The organism is Natrinema sp. H-ect4 (assembly GCF_041894845.1).
Lineage (GTDB): Archaea > Halobacteriota > Halobacteria > Halobacteriales > Natrialbaceae > Natrinema.
In genome coordinates this window covers 300,896-317,025 of sequence record NZ_JBHDYC010000001.1, presented here as the reverse complement: position 1 = coordinate 317,025, position 16,130 = coordinate 300,896, and the positions used below count along the sequence as shown (strand labels likewise).

At 64.5% G+C, this 16,130-nt stretch carries 18 protein-coding genes; 13 read left to right on the top strand and 5 right to left on the bottom strand.

Annotated elements, in window-relative coordinates; genetic code table 11:
* Window positions 1-242 precede the first annotated feature (242 nt).
* Window positions 243-1,004 carry a tRNA-dihydrouridine synthase gene (locus tag ACEWFR_RS01535; RefSeq protein WP_374059390.1) on the bottom strand — a complete coding sequence of 254 codons (762 nt, stop codon included), beginning with the start codon at window positions 1,002-1,004 and terminating at the stop codon, window positions 243-245.
* Window position 1,005: 1 nt separating this feature from the next.
* On the bottom strand, window positions 1,006-1,998 hold the full coding sequence (gene cofD, locus ACEWFR_RS01530) for a 2-phospho-L-lactate transferase (protein ID WP_374059389.1): 993 nt from the start codon (window positions 1,996-1,998) through the stop codon (window positions 1,006-1,008).
* 296 nt (window positions 1,999-2,294) lie between these two features.
* On the opposite strand from cofD, the gene ACEWFR_RS01525 reads away from it, so the two are divergent.
* Entirely contained in the window at window positions 2,295-3,689 is a 1,395-nt protein-coding gene (locus ACEWFR_RS01525; protein ID WP_374059388.1) for an FAD-binding oxidoreductase, read from the top strand.
* A 37-nt stretch (window positions 3,690-3,726) separates the two neighbouring features.
* Here the strand turns inward: ACEWFR_RS01525 and ACEWFR_RS01520 are convergent, their stop codons facing one another.
* Window positions 3,727-5,280: a hypothetical protein gene (locus tag ACEWFR_RS01520; protein WP_374059387.1), complete on the bottom strand. Its 1,554-nt coding sequence runs from the start codon at window positions 5,278-5,280 to the stop codon at window positions 3,727-3,729.
* Between the two features lie 103 nt (window positions 5,281-5,383).
* Between ACEWFR_RS01520 and ligA the strand changes: the two genes are divergently transcribed.
* The 9 genes from ligA (at window position 5,384) to ACEWFR_RS01475 (ending at window position 12,681) form a co-directional block, all read left to right on the top strand.
* Window positions 5,384-7,171: an ATP-dependent DNA ligase LigA gene (gene ligA, locus ACEWFR_RS01515; protein WP_374059386.1), complete on the top strand. Its 1,788-nt coding sequence runs from the start codon at window positions 5,384-5,386 to the stop codon at window positions 7,169-7,171.
* A 101-nt stretch (window positions 7,172-7,272) separates the two neighbouring features.
* Window positions 7,273-7,641, top strand: a complete 369-nt coding sequence (locus ACEWFR_RS01510; protein WP_374059385.1) for a rhodanese-like domain-containing protein — start codon at window positions 7,273-7,275, stop codon at window positions 7,639-7,641.
* 164 nt (window positions 7,642-7,805) lie between these two features.
* Window positions 7,806-8,960 (top strand): histidinol-phosphate transaminase, encoded by a 1,155-nt coding sequence (hisC, locus tag ACEWFR_RS01505; RefSeq protein ID WP_374059384.1) that lies wholly within the window; start codon window positions 7,806-7,808, stop codon window positions 8,958-8,960.
* Complete coding sequence (locus ACEWFR_RS01500) at window positions 8,957-9,511, top strand: adenylate kinase family protein (protein WP_374059383.1); 555 nt, start codon at window positions 8,957-8,959, stop codon at window positions 9,509-9,511. The genes hisC and ACEWFR_RS01500 overlap by 4 nt, the downstream gene beginning before the upstream one ends.
* On the top strand, window positions 9,508-10,125 hold the full coding sequence (locus ACEWFR_RS01495) for a CDP-alcohol phosphatidyltransferase family protein (protein WP_098726699.1): 618 nt from the start codon (window positions 9,508-9,510) through the stop codon (window positions 10,123-10,125). Before ACEWFR_RS01500 ends, ACEWFR_RS01495 begins: the two co-directional genes overlap by 4 nt.
* Before the next feature lie 83 nt (window positions 10,126-10,208).
* On the top strand, window positions 10,209-10,751 hold the full coding sequence (locus ACEWFR_RS01490; protein ID WP_098726698.1) for a multiprotein bridging factor aMBF1: 543 nt from the start codon (window positions 10,209-10,211) through the stop codon (window positions 10,749-10,751).
* Window positions 10,752-10,827: 76 nt separating this feature from the next.
* Window positions 10,828-11,472, top strand: a complete 645-nt coding sequence (gene tpiA / locus ACEWFR_RS01485; RefSeq protein ID WP_374059382.1) for a triose-phosphate isomerase — start codon at window positions 10,828-10,830, stop codon at window positions 11,470-11,472.
* 77 nt (window positions 11,473-11,549) lie between these two features.
* The gene (locus tag ACEWFR_RS01480; RefSeq protein ID WP_374059381.1) at window positions 11,550-11,984 is read left to right on the top strand and encodes a hypothetical protein; all 435 of its coding nucleotides are present in this window, start codon (window positions 11,550-11,552) and stop codon (window positions 11,982-11,984) included.
* Window positions 11,985-12,042: 58 nt separating this feature from the next.
* Window positions 12,043-12,681: a toll/interleukin-1 receptor domain-containing protein gene (locus ACEWFR_RS01475; protein WP_098726695.1), complete on the top strand. Its 639-nt coding sequence runs from the start codon at window positions 12,043-12,045 to the stop codon at window positions 12,679-12,681.
* Here ACEWFR_RS01475 and ACEWFR_RS01470 read toward each other — a convergent pair.
* Window positions 12,654-13,367 carry a J domain-containing protein gene (locus ACEWFR_RS01470; protein WP_374059380.1) on the bottom strand — a complete coding sequence of 238 codons (714 nt, stop codon included), beginning with the start codon at window positions 13,365-13,367 and terminating at the stop codon, window positions 12,654-12,656. The genes ACEWFR_RS01475 and ACEWFR_RS01470 overlap by 28 nt on opposite strands.
* A 349-nt stretch (window positions 13,368-13,716) precedes the next feature.
* Here ACEWFR_RS01470 and ACEWFR_RS01465 point away from each other — a divergent pair, with 349 nt between their 5' ends.
* The 3 genes from ACEWFR_RS01465 to ACEWFR_RS01455 all read left to right on the top strand — a co-directional run bounded on the left by ACEWFR_RS01465 (window position 13,717) and on the right by ACEWFR_RS01455 (window position 15,737).
* Window positions 13,717-14,142, top strand: a complete 426-nt coding sequence (locus ACEWFR_RS01465) for a DUF3054 domain-containing protein (protein WP_374059379.1) — start codon at window positions 13,717-13,719, stop codon at window positions 14,140-14,142.
* Between the two features lie 296 nt (window positions 14,143-14,438).
* Entirely contained in the window at window positions 14,439-14,651 is a 213-nt protein-coding gene (locus ACEWFR_RS01460; protein ID WP_374059378.1) for a hypothetical protein, read from the top strand.
* 87 nt (window positions 14,652-14,738) lie between these two features.
* Complete coding sequence (locus ACEWFR_RS01455; RefSeq protein ID WP_374059377.1) at window positions 14,739-15,737, top strand: ornithine cyclodeaminase family protein; 999 nt, start codon at window positions 14,739-14,741, stop codon at window positions 15,735-15,737.
* A gap of 47 nt (window positions 15,738-15,784) precedes the next feature.
* On the opposite strand, the gene ACEWFR_RS01450 is transcribed toward ACEWFR_RS01455, so the two are convergent.
* Window positions 15,785-15,940, bottom strand: a complete 156-nt coding sequence (locus ACEWFR_RS01450; protein ID WP_374059376.1) for a rubrerythrin-like domain-containing protein — start codon at window positions 15,938-15,940, stop codon at window positions 15,785-15,787.
* Window positions 15,941-16,130 lie beyond the last annotated feature (190 nt).

Here is a 16,130-nt window from a genome sequence, read left to right as displayed (position 1 = left end):
GTTCGATCGGACACGTTGGAATTACAAGGTATTTGATCGGCTCACCGTTTCATACCGGTCATGATCGGCGCTGCGCTCCAGCGGTTCGCGATACTGGTGATGCTGATAGGGGTTTTCTCGAACTCAGCGTTGACGGAACCGGTGGTGCGATCATGGTCTTCGCGTTGGTCGTCGGCGCCGTCGGGCTGGTTCTCGAACTCCGGCCGGAGCTGACCGACGCGTAGCAGTTTCGATAAACTCGGCTATTGAACCGTCTCGATCCTGAACTGCCGATCCACGGCCGCACGAACGCGCTCGAGCACTCCCGGATTATCGCTGGGCCGGCCGACGCTGACCGCGTCGGCACCGTACTCGACGTACTCGCGGACGGTCTCGTCGTCACGGACGCCGTTGTTGGCGATCACGAACAGGTCGGTCGCGTCGACCACGTCGGCGATGACCGACTCGCTGTCCATCGCGTCGACGTGGACGAAGTCGGCTCCCGCGCGCTCGAGTTCTCGAGCCAGTGCCGGCAGGTCGACGCCGGGAACCTCGGCGCGGACTTTCACGCCGACGGTCACGCCGGTCTCGGCCGCTCGGTCGACGTATTCCGCGAGCCGGTCGCTGTCTCGCAGGAGCGTCTCGCCGCAGCCGACGGCACAGAGTTCCTCCTGTCGGCAGTGAGCGTTGATCTCGAGGAAGGCGTCTCGGTCCCGGCAGATGCGGGCGGCCTCCGCGATCGGTTCGGCGGTCGCGCTCCGGACGTTGAACGCCGGCTGGATCGGCACGTCGGCGAGCGCCTCGAGTTCGCGGTCGATGAACGCGAGCGGATCGTCCGGCAGGAACTCGCTCCGATCCCGTTCGACGAGATCGCGTGCGGCCGCTCTCGAGTCCGCATCGAGGGCGATCCCGCCGAGGAACGCGCCACCCGCGTACGCCGCACCGGCCCGCGCCCAGTCGGCATCGGCTTCACCGCTGAGGCTCGCGAGCGCGAGTGGCGGCGCGAACGAGGTGTGTCCGGTCATCTCAGCTCACGCGATCGATCGCGTCGTCGACCGCGCGGATCACGCGCGCGGCGTCCTCGCGGGAGTCGATTTTGATATCGGTTTGGATCGTCGGCCGGTCGAAGTCAGCGTCGTCCTCGGCGTCGATTACGAATGCGTCCGCGAACGGGTAGGCGGTCGCGAGTCCCTCGGTGCTGGGCTCTGCGTTGACGGCCGCCATGAGGTCGCCCGCGGGCCCGGAGAAGGCGTCGTCGCCGAGGAACGGCGAGACGGCGATGACCGTCGTCTGGGCGAGCGCGTCCGCAACGCCGGGAAGCGCGAGCATCGGTCCGATACTGGTGACCGGGTTCGACGGGCCGATGACGACGGTATCGGACAGCGCCTCGAGCACGCCCGGCGCGGGCTCGGCCTTCGAGGAGCCCCGAAACTCGACGGTGTCGACGGTCGGCTCGCCGCGGTGGGCGACCCAGTACTCCTGGAAGTGCATGAGCCCATCGTCGGTGTGAACGAGGCTGGCGACCGGATCGTCGCTCATCGGAAAGAGATCGATCGTGAGTCCGAACGCGCTCGCGAGCCGCTCGGTCGCCTCGCTCAACGTCTTCCCCTCGTCGAGGAGACTCGTCCGCGTGATGTGGACTGCTCGGTCGCGGTCACCGATGGTCATGAACTCCGCGACCCCCGAAAAGCGCCGCCAGTTCGCGAGCCGTCGGCCGTCGGTCTGTTTCTCCTCGGGGAGGTACTGCGGTCCCTCCGGCAGTCCGGCGGCCGACGCGATATCCAGCAGCGCCGAGTTCGTCCGATGCGTGTCGCCCTCGATTCCCCACCACGTCTCGCGGTCGAGGATCCCACCACCCTGAAACAGCAGCGTATCGACGTCCGGCGAGACGAAGAGCCCACCGAGCTCGATGTCGTCGCCCGTGTTGGCGACGACCGTGGTCTCCTCCGGCGAGAACGCGGCAGCGGCGCCGTCCAACAGCTTCGGCGTTCCGGTGCCCCCGGAGAGGAAGGTTACCATACGCACAACTCTCGAGCGAGGCTACTTAATCGCTTTCGGCCGATTCGGGGCCGTGATCCGCGACAGACAGGTGGTGGTCGAACGCGGAGTAATGCGAGGCTGACTTTCTCACGTATACGTAGATTCGCTTAGAGCGCGGGCACCAATCGAGAGGATAGCCGTGCGGAAAACCACGATCGCGGCCTCGAATCTCGTCCACACGCCAGTTCTCGAGTCTCTCATGCCGGCAAACCTATCTTAACTATTAATTATGTATAACTATATATCCGAGCGAGGCGTACGAATACTGAGGAACAATGGCAGTGACAACCACACCCGTAGACGGCGGCGAAATAGACGGATTCAGCGAGGGGCTTCACGGCGAGTTGCTCCGTCCCGAGGATCCGAACTACGACGAGACTCGAGCGATCTGGAACGGAATGATCGACAAGCGACCGGCACTCATCGTTCGATCGATGGGCGTGTCGGACGTGATCGCGGCGGTGACCTTCGCCCGCGAGCAGGACCTGCCGCTCGCGGTTCGCGGCGGTGGGCACAACATTGCGGGGAACGCGGTCTGCGACGACGGGCTGATGCTCGATCTCTCGGCAATGCGGTCGGTTCACGTTGATCCGGAGGGAAAGACGGCTCGCGTCGAGCCGGGGGCGACCCTCGCGGACTTCGACCACGAGGCGCAGGCGTTCGGGCTGGCGACGCCGCTCGGGATCAACTCGACGACCGGCGTCGCGGGGCTCACACTCGGCGGTGGATTCGGCTGGCTCACCCGCAAATTCGGCATGACCGTGGATAACCTGTGCTCGGTCGACGTCGTCACCGCAGACGGCGAACTGCGTCACGCGAGCGAAACGGAAAACTCGGATCTCTTCTGGGGGATTCGGGGCGGAAGCGGGAACTTCGGCGTCGTCACGTCGTTCGAGTTCGACCTCCACGAGGTCGGTCCTGAGATACTCTCGGGGCCGATCGTCTACGCGGGTGAAGATGCACGGGACGTTCTCCGACACGTCCGGGACTTCAACGAGGACGCACCGGACGAGTCCGCCGTCTGGGTCGTCCTCCGGAAGGCACCACCCCTTCCGTTCCTTCCCGAGGACGTCCACGGCGTCGGCGTCGTCATCGTCGTCACGTTCTACGCCGGTGCCATGGCCGACGGTGAGGAAGTTCTGGCCCCACTCCGGGAGTACGGCGACCCGATTGCCGATGCCGTCGGCCCACACCAGTACGCCGAATTCCAGCAGGCGTTCGACCCGCTGCTCACCGAGGGTGCACGGAACTACTGGAAGTCGCACAACTTCAGCAAACTCTCAGACGACGCCATCGATACCGCAGTCGAATACGCAGCAGAACTCCCGTCTCCACCGTCCGAGATCTTCTTCGGACAGATCGGCGGCGCGATGGCGCGCGTGCCGTCGGACGCGACGGCGTACCCACACCGGGACGCTGAATACGCGATGAACGTCCACACGCGCTGGGAGGACCCCGCGATGGACGACGAGTGCATCGCTTGGTCCCGTGAGTTCTTCGATGCGATGGCCCCGTACGCGACCGGCGGCGTCTACGTGAACTTCATCAGCGAGGACGAGGGCGAGGAGGACCTCGCATACGGAGAGAATCAGGACCGACTGGCCGAGATCAAGGCCGCGTACGATCCGGAGAACCTGTTCCGAATGAATCAGAACGTCGAACCGGTCTGACAATTTTTCGTTTGCGCGCCACACCGTTTTTGACGCGTTAGTCGCCGATCCAGTCCGCGAAACTTCCCTCGAGCAACGTCTCCGACTGCCGAGCGACGTACCGCTGTTGCATTTCCTCGATGGCTCCGGCGAGGTCGTCACCGTCCTCGAGCGCCGCTTGCACCTGCTCGCGCTTCCAGCTGGCCGGCGTCACCCGCTGGCGGACGCGCCGTCGGAGCGGGTAGAGGTACTTCGCGGCCTCCTCCTCGCTCAGCCCGCGGTTGGTCAGTCCGTCCTCGGCGTGGGCCAGCAGGTCCTCGTAGAGCGCGAGGCAGTCGGTGGTCTCCTTGCCGTCGTTGGTGATCCAGTTCAGGTCGGCCGAGAGGCCATCGACCATCGCGGCGTAGAAGTTCTCCCGGGCGAGCTGCCAGTCGAGTTCGACGACGGGGTGCTCGAGGCGGGTCAGGCTCTCCATCAGGCCGGCGAAGGCGGCGAGGAAGGAGACGGAATCGCGGACCGTGGGCTGGGCTGGGATCGGCCGGAACTCGATGCGGGCGTTGGCAGCCGAGCGCGTCGGCCCGCCGAAAACCGGCCGGACCCACCGCCAGTAGGTGCCATGTTTGCGGCTGAAATGGGGGAACTGGTCGTCGAAGCGTTCACCCGACTCGACCGGCATGGGGACGATCGTATCGTCGGTGGCGATCCGGTCGATCGCTTCGTCGACGTCCGCGAGGTCGCGCGGGAAGCGGACCTTTCCTTCCCCCGTGGTCGGGTCATTGAGGACGGTCTCGAAGACGCTGATGCGGTGTTCCATCCAGCCGTCTCGAAGGATTTCGTCGGCGGTCGCGTCCTCATCGTACAGATCGGCGGGGAAAAATGGGGAGTTGACGCCGAGTGCGAGCAGCGGGCCCGCGACTCGGAGGGCGTAGTTGAAGTACTCGGGGAGGTCGGGAGCGTGTGAAACCTGGTAATGGGGCTGGATCGACGTGATGAGGCTCTCGGGCATGACGGTATCGTCCTGCAGCGAGACGTGTGGCGCGTCGATACACATCCCCGCGGAGTCAGCCTGGGCCGTGTTGGCCATCGCGTGATAGCGGGCCGAATCGCTCATGTTCGTCGCGATGCGGACGGTCCGTTCCGTCCCGTCCGGCGCAGTCGCAGTCCGCTCGACGCTGTCGGTGAGATAGGTGCTCGCCGCCTCTCCTTCCGGTGGAATCGTCCAGAGCGCGTCGCTCACCAGCCGCATCCGTTCGGACTGGGTCACGTTCAGCGCCGTCCGTAATCTGGACTTTACCTCCGACTCCTGGGCCGTCAGTCCGTGGGCGTTCAACGGCTGTGGACTCGTCGTCATCTCGGCGTTGTGGAGTCCGAGCTCTTTCTCGAAGCCGATCAGCTCGAGCAGTCGGCGCGGGACTCGCCGCAGCGTACAGTCGTCGGCTTTGACGGCGTAGAACTCGTACTCGAGGCCGACGATCGCCTGCGGGTTATCGAACACCCCCTCCTCGACGGCGTCTTTGATCACCTCGGCGTCCGCCTCCGCCCGCTCCCGGAAGTCGTCCGGGTCGACACTCAGGACGTCCGCGACCCGTGCGGCGAGTTCCTCCTCTGGCATACCTCGGGCTCTGCGCGCAAACGCCTTGAAAGCACGTTTCTCGAGTCGCGATCCCTGCCCGCTCTCAGAACCGTTTTACTCTCCGCGCCGATACACTCCGGCGATGGAGTTCGCGACGTTCGCCGACCGCGCCGGGACGATCGACGCCGAACCCGCCGACCTCGAGATCGTGGTTCACGTTCGGGAGCTGCTCGCCGAGGCGGGAGACGAACGCGAGAAACGACGTTCCGCGGGCGCTGCGGTGGACCCACAGACCCTCGAGATCGTCGCGCGTTTCGCACAGGGACGAGTGTTTCCGGCCTGGGACTCGACGACGCTCGATATCGGACCGAGCGCGTGTTACGAGGCGATCGCTCGCGCAGCGGGAACGAACGTGAGCAGCGACGACGTCGAGGATCGGCTCGCGGAGATCGGCGAGATCGGCGACGTGGCGGCGAGTTACGAGTTCGGCGGCCAGCAGGGGTTGGGTGCGTTCACCGGCGGCAGCGGTGGCGGTGCTGATAGCGGTGGCGGCGGGAGCGAGACCGGCGGCGGCCTCACCGTTCGCGAGGTCTACGAGACTCTCGAGGAACTCGCCGCTGCCGAAGGCTCGGGCAGTCAGGACCGCAAGGTCGATCTGCTCTTCGGGCTCTTTAATCGCTGCTCGAGCGAAGAGGCGCGCTACCTCGCCCGGATCGTGCTCTCGGAGATGCGCATCGGCGTCGGCGAAGGGGCGGTTCGAGACGCGATCTCGGAGGCCTTCAGCGTTCCCGAGGATCGAGTCGAGCGCGCGCTGCAGGTCTCGAACGATTACGGGCAGGTCGCCCGGATCGCCCGCGACGAGGGAGTTGACGGCCTCGACGCCCTGGACCTCGCGGTTGGACGGCCGGTCCAGGCGATGCTCGCCCAGGCGGGGACGGTGACCGACGCGCTCGAGGAGTGGGAGGAGGCCGGGGTCGAGTGGAAATACGACGGGGCGCGGGTCCAGTTGCATTACGACCCTCGTGCCGATGCGGAGACTCGGGTCTTCTCGCGGAACATGGAGGAGGTGACGAACGCACTTCCGGAAGTGGTCGAATTCGCTGAGTCACACCTCGAGGTGCCCGCGATCCTCGATGGCGAAGTCGTTGCAATCGACGACGACGGCTCTCCACTGCCCTTCCAGGAGGTGCTCAAGCGGTTCCGACGGAAACACGACGTGGCGAAGGCCCGCGAGGACGTGACGGTCCGGCCGGTCTTCTTCGACTGTCTGCACGCGGCGGGGGAGGACCTGCTCGCAGAGCCGTTGACAACGCGCCACGACAGGCTTCGATCGGTACTGGTGGACGCCGGTTCCGATTCCGACGCCGACCGCGTAGACGACGCAGACATCGAGGGCCTCTCCCTGCTCTGGCGCACCGACGATCCCGACGAGATCGAGTCGATCGACGCCGACGCCCTCGAGACGGGCCACGAGGGGATCATGCTCAAAAATCCCGACTCCACGTACTCGCCCGGCCGGCGCGGAAAGCACTGGCGCAAGCGCAAACCGGACGTGGAGACGCTCGACTGCGTGGTGACCGGTGCGGAGTGGGGTGAGGGCCGGCGGGCCACGTTCCTCGGAACGTTCGAACTCTCAGTACAGACGGGTGATACCCTCGAGACCGTCGGCAAGGTCGCGACCGGGATCACCGACGAGAAATTGGCGGAGCTGACGGAACTGCTCGAGCCCCACATCGCGGCCGAAGCGGGCCAGGCGGTGGACCTCGAGCCAGCGGTCGTCTTCGAGGTCGGCTACGAGGAGATACAGTCCTCGCCGACCTACTCGTCGGGGTACGCGCTTCGATTTCCGCGGTTCGTGGGTGTTCGCTCCGACAAGAGCCCGGGGGATGTGGATTCGCTCGAGCGACTCGAACGCCTTCGGCGGCAGTAAGCGACCGGTCACATCTCTCTCGGCGACCGAGTCCGTGATTTACTCGTCGCCGCCCAGTCCGAGACACCACAGTTTTGTATACTGAACCCAATACTTCACCAATGAGTAGCATCCGCCCGGACGAACTGGACGAGCGCCTCGAGTCGGGTGACGGTCCGTTTCTGCTCGACATCCGCCCGAAATCGGCCTTCCGGTCGAACGCGATCGAGAACAGCCACAACGTTCCGGTCTATCAGGAGTTGCGACGCGGTGACGATGCGGCGTTACGCGACAGGATTGAGGAGATTCCGACCGACGAGGACGTGGTCGTGGTGTGCAAGATGGGAATGGTTGCCAAGCGGGCGACGAGCCTGCTGGTCGACGAGGGATACGACGCAGCGACGCTTGCGGGCGGTATGAGCGGATGGACCGGCTATCGGAACGGCACCCTGGGATACAAATTGCGGTCGTTGCTCTGGCGGCTTCGGTAGGACCAATGTCACGCTGACAACGGATTGCCACATCTTCTCCAGCCGATTCGCTCGCACGTAATCGATCCAGGGCCCAGCACGCGCCACAGCAGTGTGGAGAGTCAGGAAGAGGCGACTCACCATATGTAAGCACCCTTAAGAGCCACGGGAAACAGGATTCCCGTATGCAACCGCGCGACCTGTCCGATCACGTCGCATACGAGGCGGGTCGAGGCATCGAGGAGGTCGCCCGCGAACTCGACCGGGACCCCTCGGAATTCGTCAAACTCGCCTCGAACGAGAACCCACACGGCCCCTCGCCGGCCGCTGCCGTGGCCATCCGCGAGACGGCCTCGAGCGTGAGTTCCTACCCGAAGGCCGCCCACGCCGACCTCACGAGCGCCGTCGCCGACCGCTGGGACGTCACCGACGAGCAAGTCTGGCTGGCTAACGGCGGCGACGGAGCCATCGATTACCTCCACCGGGCGACCCTCGAGCCAGGAGAGGATGTCCTCGTCCCGAGACCGGGATTTGCGTATTACGGCATGAGTTCCCGGTTCCATCACGGCGATGTCACCGAGTATGAACTCTCAAGAGCCGACGGCTTCGATCAGGACGCCGACGTCGTCCTCGAGGCCTACGACAACGAGCGGATCGTCTGGCTCACGAGCCCGCACAACCCAACCGGCTCGACGATGCCGCTCGAAGAAATCGAGCGTCTCGCCGACGAAACCGACGACGAGACGCTGGTCGTGGTCGACGAGGCCTACGGCGAGTTCGCCGACCGGGACAGCGCCGTCGCCCTGCTCGAGGGCCGCGACGGGTTCGACGCCCGCGACGATGTCGCCGTCCTGCGGACGTTCTCAAAGGCCTACGGGCTGGCCGGGGTCAGACTCGGCTACGCCGTCGTCCCCGACGAGTGGGCCGACGCCTACGCCCGCGTGAACACCCCCTTTGCGGCGAGCGAACTCGCCTGCCGAGCCGGTCTCGCCGCCGTCGACGACGAAGAACACGTCAAGCGAACCGTCGAGACGGCCCGCGAGTCGCGCGCGTACATGCGAGACACGATCGAAACCCACGTCTGGGAGAGTGAAGGCAACTTTGCGCTCGTCGACGTCGGCGACGCCTCGGCGGTCGCCGCGGAAATGCAAGAGCGCGGCGTTATCGTTCGCGACTGCTCGAGTTTCGGCCTCCCGGGCTGTCTCCGCATCACCTGCGGCACCGAGGAGGAGACCGAGCGAGCGGTCGCGACGCTCAACGACGTCCTCACTGATCTCGGACTCGAGACGGACCCGACGGACGAGGCCCATGACCCGGATGCGGAGGTGGCCGACCAATGAGAATCGCCGTCACCGGCACTCCCGGGACCGGGAAGACGACCGCGACCGAGTTGCTCGAGTCTCGGCTGGCCGATTCCGATGCCACAGCGGACGACGCGTCGATCCCGGATCTCGAGGTGATCCACCTCAACCGGGTGCTCGAGGACGAAGAACTCTACACCGAGGTCGACGCCGACCGCGAAAGCAAGGTCGCCGACCTCGACGCGCTGAGCGACTGGCTCGACGGGCGCGACGACATCGTGATCGAATCCCATCTCGCGCATCACTTCGATGCTGATCGGGTCGCAGTACTGCGGTGTCGGCCGGAGGCGCTCGAGGAGCGATTGCTCGAACGGGGCGAAACCGAGGCAAAAGCGCGTGAGAATGCCGAGAGCGAGGCCCTTGACGTCATTCTATCCGAAGCCGTCGAGAAACACGGCCTCGAGTCGGTCTACGAAATCGATACGACCGAGCGCGACCCGGCCGGCGTCGCGGACGAACTCGCGGCGGTCGCGGGCGGTAACCGCGAGCCGAGTGCCGGCGAGGTCGACTACATGGGGTACCTGACGTGACGCTCGACAAGTTCCGCCCGTACGTGTCGCGATTCCTCGACCCGTTCGTCAAGGGGTTCGACCGCGTCGGAATGACGCCCAACGGCGTGAGCGTTGTCGCGTTCGGCATGGCGATTCTGGCTGCGGTGGCGTTCGCACTCGGCGGGCTCGAGGATCCGATCTGGTACGCCGTCGCGGCGACGCTGGTCTTTTTGAACGGCTGGCTCGACATCGTCGATGGCGCGCTCGCGCGCGAACAGGAGGTCGCTTCCGCCGGGGGGGACCTGCTTGATCACGTCCTCGACCGGTACGCGGATATCGTCGTCATCGCCGGATTGGCCGCGGGGCTCGAGGACTACCTGCTCGGTTTCGCCGCCGTCACGGGAGTCGTGATGACCTCCTACCTCGGGACGCAGGCCCAGGCAGTCGGCCTCGACCGGGTCTACGGCGGACTCGTGGGTCGGGCCGACCGGCTGGCGATCATCGGCGTCGCCGGCTTCCTCGCCTATCCGCTCTCGGGGCCGATCGTCGGCGATTTCACCCTCGTCGGCTTGCTGCTGGTCTTCCTCGCGGTCGTCGGCCATCTGACCGCGCTGCAGCGGTTTTACTACTCGTGGATCGCCCTCGAGCGATAGCCATTTCACCCCGCTGAACGGGGCGTCTGACTGGATGGAGTCGCGTCGCATCCTTTATCCCTTACCGCGATATAGGAACGGACATGGTTCAGTGCGAGATGTGTGGGGCCGAGACGTCGTCCCCAAAAACCATCAAAGTCGAGGGCGCGAAGCTAGACGTGTGTTCGGACTGCACGGACTTCGGCACTGAAGTCAAACAGACCTCGAGTTCGGGTTCGTCGACGAAGTACTCGACCGACTCGAGTTCGTCCTCGTCGAGCGGTGGCCAGTCCACCGGTTCCAGCGCGAGTTCCTCGAGTTCGGGCGGCTCGAGTCAGCGCCGGTCGGACATGTTCGACGACATGGACGAACTGGCGACCGACTATGATGAGCGAGTCCGTAACGCTCGTGAAAACAACGGACTAAGCCAGTCCGATCTCGCGAACGAACTCAACGAGAAGGCCAGCCTGATTCGCAAGATCGAGCGCGGCGACACCCTCCCGAGCGATCGCGTCCAGACGAAACTCGAGAACTTCCTCGAGATCGATCTGAACGCCGAGGGGAGTTCCGGTGAGGACTCGGAGTGGTCCGGCGGCTCCTCGACGGGGAGTTATACGCTGGGCGACGTCGTCAAGCGAAAGGACTGAAGCGGGTCTTCGCTTCCGCTCTCGTTAGCGTCGCTGACTCGCAAGCTATTTCTTTCGGGCGGGTGGGGTTGCCGATATGTTCGTCCTCGTTAACCTGAAGACATATCCGTGCGATCCGATCGCCGTCGCAGAAGCCGTCCGTGACGTCGACGAGACCACTGACGCCCGGCTCGCCGTCGCGCCACAGGCGACCCACCTCGAGCGGGTTGCACAAACGGGCGCGGAGACGTGGGCCCAGCACGTCGATTCGATCGAGCACGGGAGCAACACCGGGCAATCGCTCGCCGAGAGCGTCGCCGACGCAGGCGCGGTCGGCACGCTGCTCAACCACTCCGAACGGCGACTGAAACTGGCCGATATCGACGGTGCCGTCCGGGCGGCCGAGCGAGCGAACCTCGAGACGATCGTCTGCGCGAACAACCCGGCCCAGATCGGCGCTGCCGCCGCGGTAGGGCCGGACGCGGTCGCCGTCGAACCACCGGCACTCATCGGAACCGGCACACCGGTTAGCCAGGCCGATCCAGACGTCGTCGAGGACGCCGTCGACGCCGCCGCGAACGTCGACTCCGAGGTCTCGGTCCTCTGTGGCGCGGGCATTAGTACGGGTGATGACGTCGTTGCTGCTGGCGATCTCGGTGCCGGGGGCGTCCTCCTCGCAAGCGGCGTCGCGAAGGCCGACGATCCGAAAGCGGCTCTGGAGGACCTCGTCGCGCCGCTCTGAACTGACTCGCGAACGTAGACCGATCGACGAGCGCACGTCGCCGACCGACTTTTCTCCCCGTCCGTCGTAGAGGAGGTATGACCGACGACGGGCCCGAGTCCGTGGCTGATCCGGCGGCCGGGGAGCGACCCGTGGCCGTCGCGCTCGAGAATCGATTGATGAGCCATGGGATCTATGTAACGTCGTTCACGTGGATGGAACCAACCGAACCCCCCGCCGACGACGGGACCGGGATCGAACTCGAGTACGAGACCGTATCCGAATCGCCCGCGATCACGAGAGACGAAGTCGGCGCGGTGGTGCGGGCGCTGCTGACGATCGGCGACGAACGGGAGTGGACGCCGGGACGCCTCGAAGCAACATCGCTGACGACCGACGGAGAGACCCGCGGCTGGTGGTACGCCGAACGCGAGTGGTTCGAGCGCCTCGGTTCGGACCTCTCGCAACTCGAGTTTTCCCAGCGCGTGTTAAAATCCATAAAAAATTACCGAAGCGAACACGACGGCCGGTAAATACGTCGCGGAGATAGATTAATAACGTTTCACGCGCCTTCTTGTCGTAGACGATTCAATGACCGGAGAACAGGTGTACGTTTCACACGCGCCAGGTGACCTCGAGCTCGCCCAGGACCTGTTCTCGACGGTCAAAAACTTCCCGTTCGGCGTCCACCTCGCGCTCGAGGAGATCGAGTCCGGGCGATCACGAAAGCGACTCGAGGGGCGTCTCGCCAACAGCGACGTGGTCGTCGCGGTGCTGACCGAGGACGCGGCCGATAACACGTGGATCGATCAGGAGATCGGCTACGCGGTGGCCAAAGGGATTCCCGTCGTGCCGCTTCGCGACGAGGGAGTCAGCCGTCGCGGATACGTCGGCGACGTCGACGGACTGACGATCGATCGGGGGGACCTCTCGGTGACGATTTTCAACCTGCTCTCCCGACTCCGGAGTGAACTCTCACCGCTGGGGGCGCTCTCGGTACCGAACTGGTACATCCGATTCCCGTGTACGATCCCCGACTGCGGCCACCCGGTCACGCTCGAACTCGAGCACGGACAGACGAAACTCTGGAAACTCCACAGCCACGGGAAACACCTGACGACGTCGTGTGCGGTCTGTGAGTCGACGTACTACTTCAACCCGGCGACGATCGGATTTTTGGGCCGCAAAGACGGAATCGATCGTCAATCGCCGTCCCGAAGCCGTTCGTAAGCGTCCGTGACGAGCCCGAAGGCGGACCGACTACCGCTCGAGCGGTCGGGATGGGCGCGTTTGACCTGCTCGTGATACGCTTTGCGGAGCGTCTCGTCGCTCGCGCCGGCGTCCACGCCGAGAACCTCGCGAGCCCTCGTCTTTCGCATCTCGACATCGGTGACGATACCGCGCTCCTCGGCGTCGGACTTGCAGTCGGCACACAACCGTTCCGTGCGCTCGTCGATTGTGGTAACGCGAAAGAGCTCTTCGGAGACCTGCTCGCGACACTGACTACAGCGGCGTCGGTCCTCGTCCGGACCTGCTTCGGTGGAACGCTCGGAGTCGGTCGCGGCTGTGGGTCCCTCTGTGATATCCTCGTCAGTGCCGTCAGTATCGGATCCGCCGTCATCGTCACGATTCGGGGCCTGAGCGACACACGACGGACAGCAGGTCACCACGGTTCCGTCGTCGAGCACCACGTCCTCGAGTTCGGCCAGGCGGAACGTGCCGGTACAGCCGTCGCACGTGTCCCGACGCTGATCGAGCGAACCGCCTCTTTCGGCGGCCGCTCTGGCGTGTGGCTCACAGTGCTGACAGCAGACGACCTGTTCGCCGTCCGGCATCGTCACTGTCGTCAGTTCCTCGAGCGGAGCCGTTCGACCACAGCCATCACAGCCGGTCGGTTCGTCGCCGACGGCAGCCATCACGCCATCGGTTCGTATTCGTCCTTTATTAGTTCTTCTGCTGACAGTCATGATTGGCATCAGTTCGGGGTGTCGTCTCAACCCGACACCCGTCGGAATCGGTCCGTGTAGCAACTAATTACTCGCGGAACACCCCTCGGGCCATCCGACGACCGAGCCTGAACGGAATCGATAACAAAGTGGCCGTCCGCCGACCGCTAGAGTGTGCGAGGCCCCCCTCGCACGGAGACGCTCCGTCCGTTGGATGGTACTCGGCGGCTCGCCGTCGCCGGGTTCCTCCTCTCCTGTCAGGTTCGTTCGCGCCGATCAGAATCGGGAAACCGATATGACTCCGATGCCGAGTACCGGTATGGACACGGCAGTTCAGACCGGCTCCCGGGACGGATCGATCGACCGCGAACGGGTCGGTATCGGCGTCGTCGACCTGGGTATCGTCGTCGGCCTCGTTCTCCTCGGGAACGTCGAACACGGTGGCAACCCGATTGCCGAACCGCTCGCCTCGCTCGAGACGGTTGCCCCGTTCGTGATCGGGTGGATCGCCGTCGCAGCGCTCGCAGGCGTGTACACGCGCGCTACTCTCATCGGGACCGATGGCCTTCGTCTGACGGCGACCGCATGGATCGCGGCGGCGAACGTCGGGCTCATGCTTCGTGGATCGCCGCTGTTCGAGGGCGGCACGACCTGGCCGTTTCCGGTCGTCATTACCGGTATCGTGCTCGTCGCCTTGCTCGGTTGGCGGCTCGGATACGCCCTGTTTCGCTCACGATCGCGATAAGTCACGATCGTTCTCACTGGCTTCGTCGAAACGGGCCGGCGGTAAGCGTTCGAATATTCATAATAAATACCTATATCGACTTCTATTCCCGGTCTGACAGCGTATGTGGCGAGTTCCGATAGAACACATATCGTACAATAATTGGGGAACGACGCACTCGAGGGAAAATACAAAGTTTATAATCAATCTATAAGTTATGAGAATACAACCCTATGGATATCAATTAGGGATGGGTCTACCACGAGCCGATTATGGGAAACACTTATATGGGTATTTCCCATACTACAGAATACATTATGACTGGATATTACGACATTGTTCTCGGCCTCATCCCAGTCGCACTGCTCGGTATCACCGCAGCCCTGACCGTCGTGGGGATCTCGTTGACTGCGGCGGTGCCGATCGGTTCGCTTGTGGCGATGGCGATTATCGGACACGCAATGTTTGTCAACACGCCGGCCGAGGCCGCCGACGAGCCCCGGTCTGCGCGTCCCCCGCACGCGGACTAAGGAATTCCGGTCATCTTCTCTCTCACTCGTTTTCCCGCTATACCCGCTTCCGGTTCCGTTTCGTCGCTTCGGTCCCTCGTCTCGGTCATGACAGCGACCCGGTTTCTGACCAGCGATGCCGTCGCAGACCTCGCGACACCGACCGACTATGTCGACGCCGTTCGCGACGGCTATCGACAGCGCGGAAACGGCGCACCGGCACAGCCGCGATCGAAGTTCTTCCGCGGCGATCCAGACGGGATGTTCACGAGTTATGCTGCCATCCTTCCGGAGACGGGAGCGATGGGCGGGTACATGTACAGCGCGGGGTTCGGTGCCACCGACGCCTGGTTCATGACGCCGCTGTTCGACGCCGACAGCGGTGCGCCCCTCGCTCTGCTCGACGGTGCCAGCATGAACCCGTTCAAAACCGGTGCGGCCGGTGCCGTCGCCGTCGACGAACTCGCCCGCGCGGACGCCAAGACGCTCGCGGTCATCGGCAGCGGTGCCCAGGCACGCGGACAGCTCCGCGCGACCGCCACGGTTCGCGACTTCGACGAGGTCCGCGTCTATTCGCCGACGCCCGAAAACCGCGAGGCCTTCGCGGCCGATTTCGATGACAACCTCGAGGCCTCGGTCGATGCGGTCGACTCGAGCGAGGCCGCCATCACCGGCGCGGACGTGGTCATCACGGCGACGCAGGCCAGCGACCCGGTCTTCGACGGTGACACCCTCGAGCCGGGCACGTACGTCACCGCGATGGGCCAGTACTCGCCGGACAAGCGTGAGGTGGACACGAGGACGCTCGAACGGGCGACCTACGTTCCGGACCTGCGAGAGCGCGCGACGTTCGACTCCGGCGAGTTCCTGCTGGCCGTTCAGGAGGGACGCGTGACCGAAGACGACATCCACGCGGAACTGGGCGAGGTCGTCGCGGGCGAGGCACCCGGGCGGACGAGCGACGACGAGATCACGCTCTTCGACAGCGGTGGGACGGGTATCGAGACCGTCGCCGCGGCGTACATGCTCTACGAGCGCGCCGAGCGCGAGGGCCGCGGACAGACGATCGAGTTCGCGCCGGCGAGCGAGGCGCTGACGGGGGAGTAGGCGCTCGAGAGTGACAGGTCCGTTACTGTACGACGCCGTTCGAGTGGTTATTCGACCGATTTCGCTCGGTTCTGGAAATCGCCGCCGCACTTCTCACATTCGCCGGGGTTCGTCTCGGCCCTGACTATCCTCCCGCATTGGAGACATTCGTACTCGGACGAAATTTCGGAGGTGTCCCCTTCGACGTCTTGATCGTGTGGCATACTCCTACGTTAGCAATCCAGATATAAATAGTATGTCTGCGTGTGAGCAGTTCCCACGTTCGGAAGAACGGTTGTGCGAGAGTTGTACCGACTCGGCGATGCGGCTCAGCGAACGCGACTGTTTACTCACACTCCACCTCACGGGCTATTCGAAGCTGTAGTGAACGGACATCTATACCGAAATATGGCA

What these genes read in the sequence shown, in the direction of transcription:
- ligA (WP_374059386.1), top strand. Translation starts at nt 5,384, where the DNA reads ATGGAGTTCGCGACGTTCGCCGACCGCGCCGGGACGATCGACGCCGAA.
- ACEWFR_RS01470 (WP_374059380.1), bottom strand. Translation starts at nt 13,367, where the DNA reads ATGGCTGCCGTCGGCGACGAACCGACCGGCTGTGATGGCTGTGGTCGA.
- hisC (WP_374059384.1), top strand. Translation starts at nt 7,806, where the DNA reads ATGCAACCGCGCGACCTGTCCGATCACGTCGCATACGAGGCGGGTCGA.
- cofD (WP_374059389.1), bottom strand. Translation starts at nt 1,998, where the DNA reads ATGGTAACCTTCCTCTCCGGGGGCACCGGAACGCCGAAGCTGTTGGAC.
- ACEWFR_RS01525 (WP_374059388.1), top strand. Translation starts at nt 2,295, where the DNA reads ATGGCAGTGACAACCACACCCGTAGACGGCGGCGAAATAGACGGATTC.
- ACEWFR_RS01535 (WP_374059390.1), bottom strand. Translation starts at nt 1,004, where the DNA reads ATGACCGGACACACCTCGTTCGCGCCGCCACTCGCGCTCGCGAGCCTC.
- ACEWFR_RS01475 (WP_098726695.1), top strand. Translation starts at nt 12,043, where the DNA reads ATGACCGGAGAACAGGTGTACGTTTCACACGCGCCAGGTGACCTCGAG.
- ACEWFR_RS01500 (WP_374059383.1), top strand. Translation starts at nt 8,957, where the DNA reads ATGAGAATCGCCGTCACCGGCACTCCCGGGACCGGGAAGACGACCGCG.
- ACEWFR_RS01490 (WP_098726698.1), top strand. Translation starts at nt 10,209, where the DNA reads ATGGTTCAGTGCGAGATGTGTGGGGCCGAGACGTCGTCCCCAAAAACC.
- ACEWFR_RS01460 (WP_374059378.1), top strand. Translation starts at nt 14,439, where the DNA reads ATGACTGGATATTACGACATTGTTCTCGGCCTCATCCCAGTCGCACTG.
- ACEWFR_RS01450 (WP_374059376.1), bottom strand. Translation starts at nt 15,940, where the DNA reads ATGCCACACGATCAAGACGTCGAAGGGGACACCTCCGAAATTTCGTCC.
- ACEWFR_RS01455 (WP_374059377.1), top strand. Translation starts at nt 14,739, where the DNA reads ATGACAGCGACCCGGTTTCTGACCAGCGATGCCGTCGCAGACCTCGCG.
- ACEWFR_RS01465 (WP_374059379.1), top strand. Translation starts at nt 13,717, where the DNA reads ATGGACACGGCAGTTCAGACCGGCTCCCGGGACGGATCGATCGACCGC.
- ACEWFR_RS01480 (WP_374059381.1), top strand. Translation starts at nt 11,550, where the DNA reads ATGACCGACGACGGGCCCGAGTCCGTGGCTGATCCGGCGGCCGGGGAG.
- ACEWFR_RS01510 (WP_374059385.1), top strand. Translation starts at nt 7,273, where the DNA reads ATGAGTAGCATCCGCCCGGACGAACTGGACGAGCGCCTCGAGTCGGGT.
- ACEWFR_RS01520 (WP_374059387.1), bottom strand. Translation starts at nt 5,280, where the DNA reads ATGCCAGAGGAGGAACTCGCCGCACGGGTCGCGGACGTCCTGAGTGTC.
- tpiA (WP_374059382.1), top strand. Translation starts at nt 10,828, where the DNA reads ATGTTCGTCCTCGTTAACCTGAAGACATATCCGTGCGATCCGATCGCC.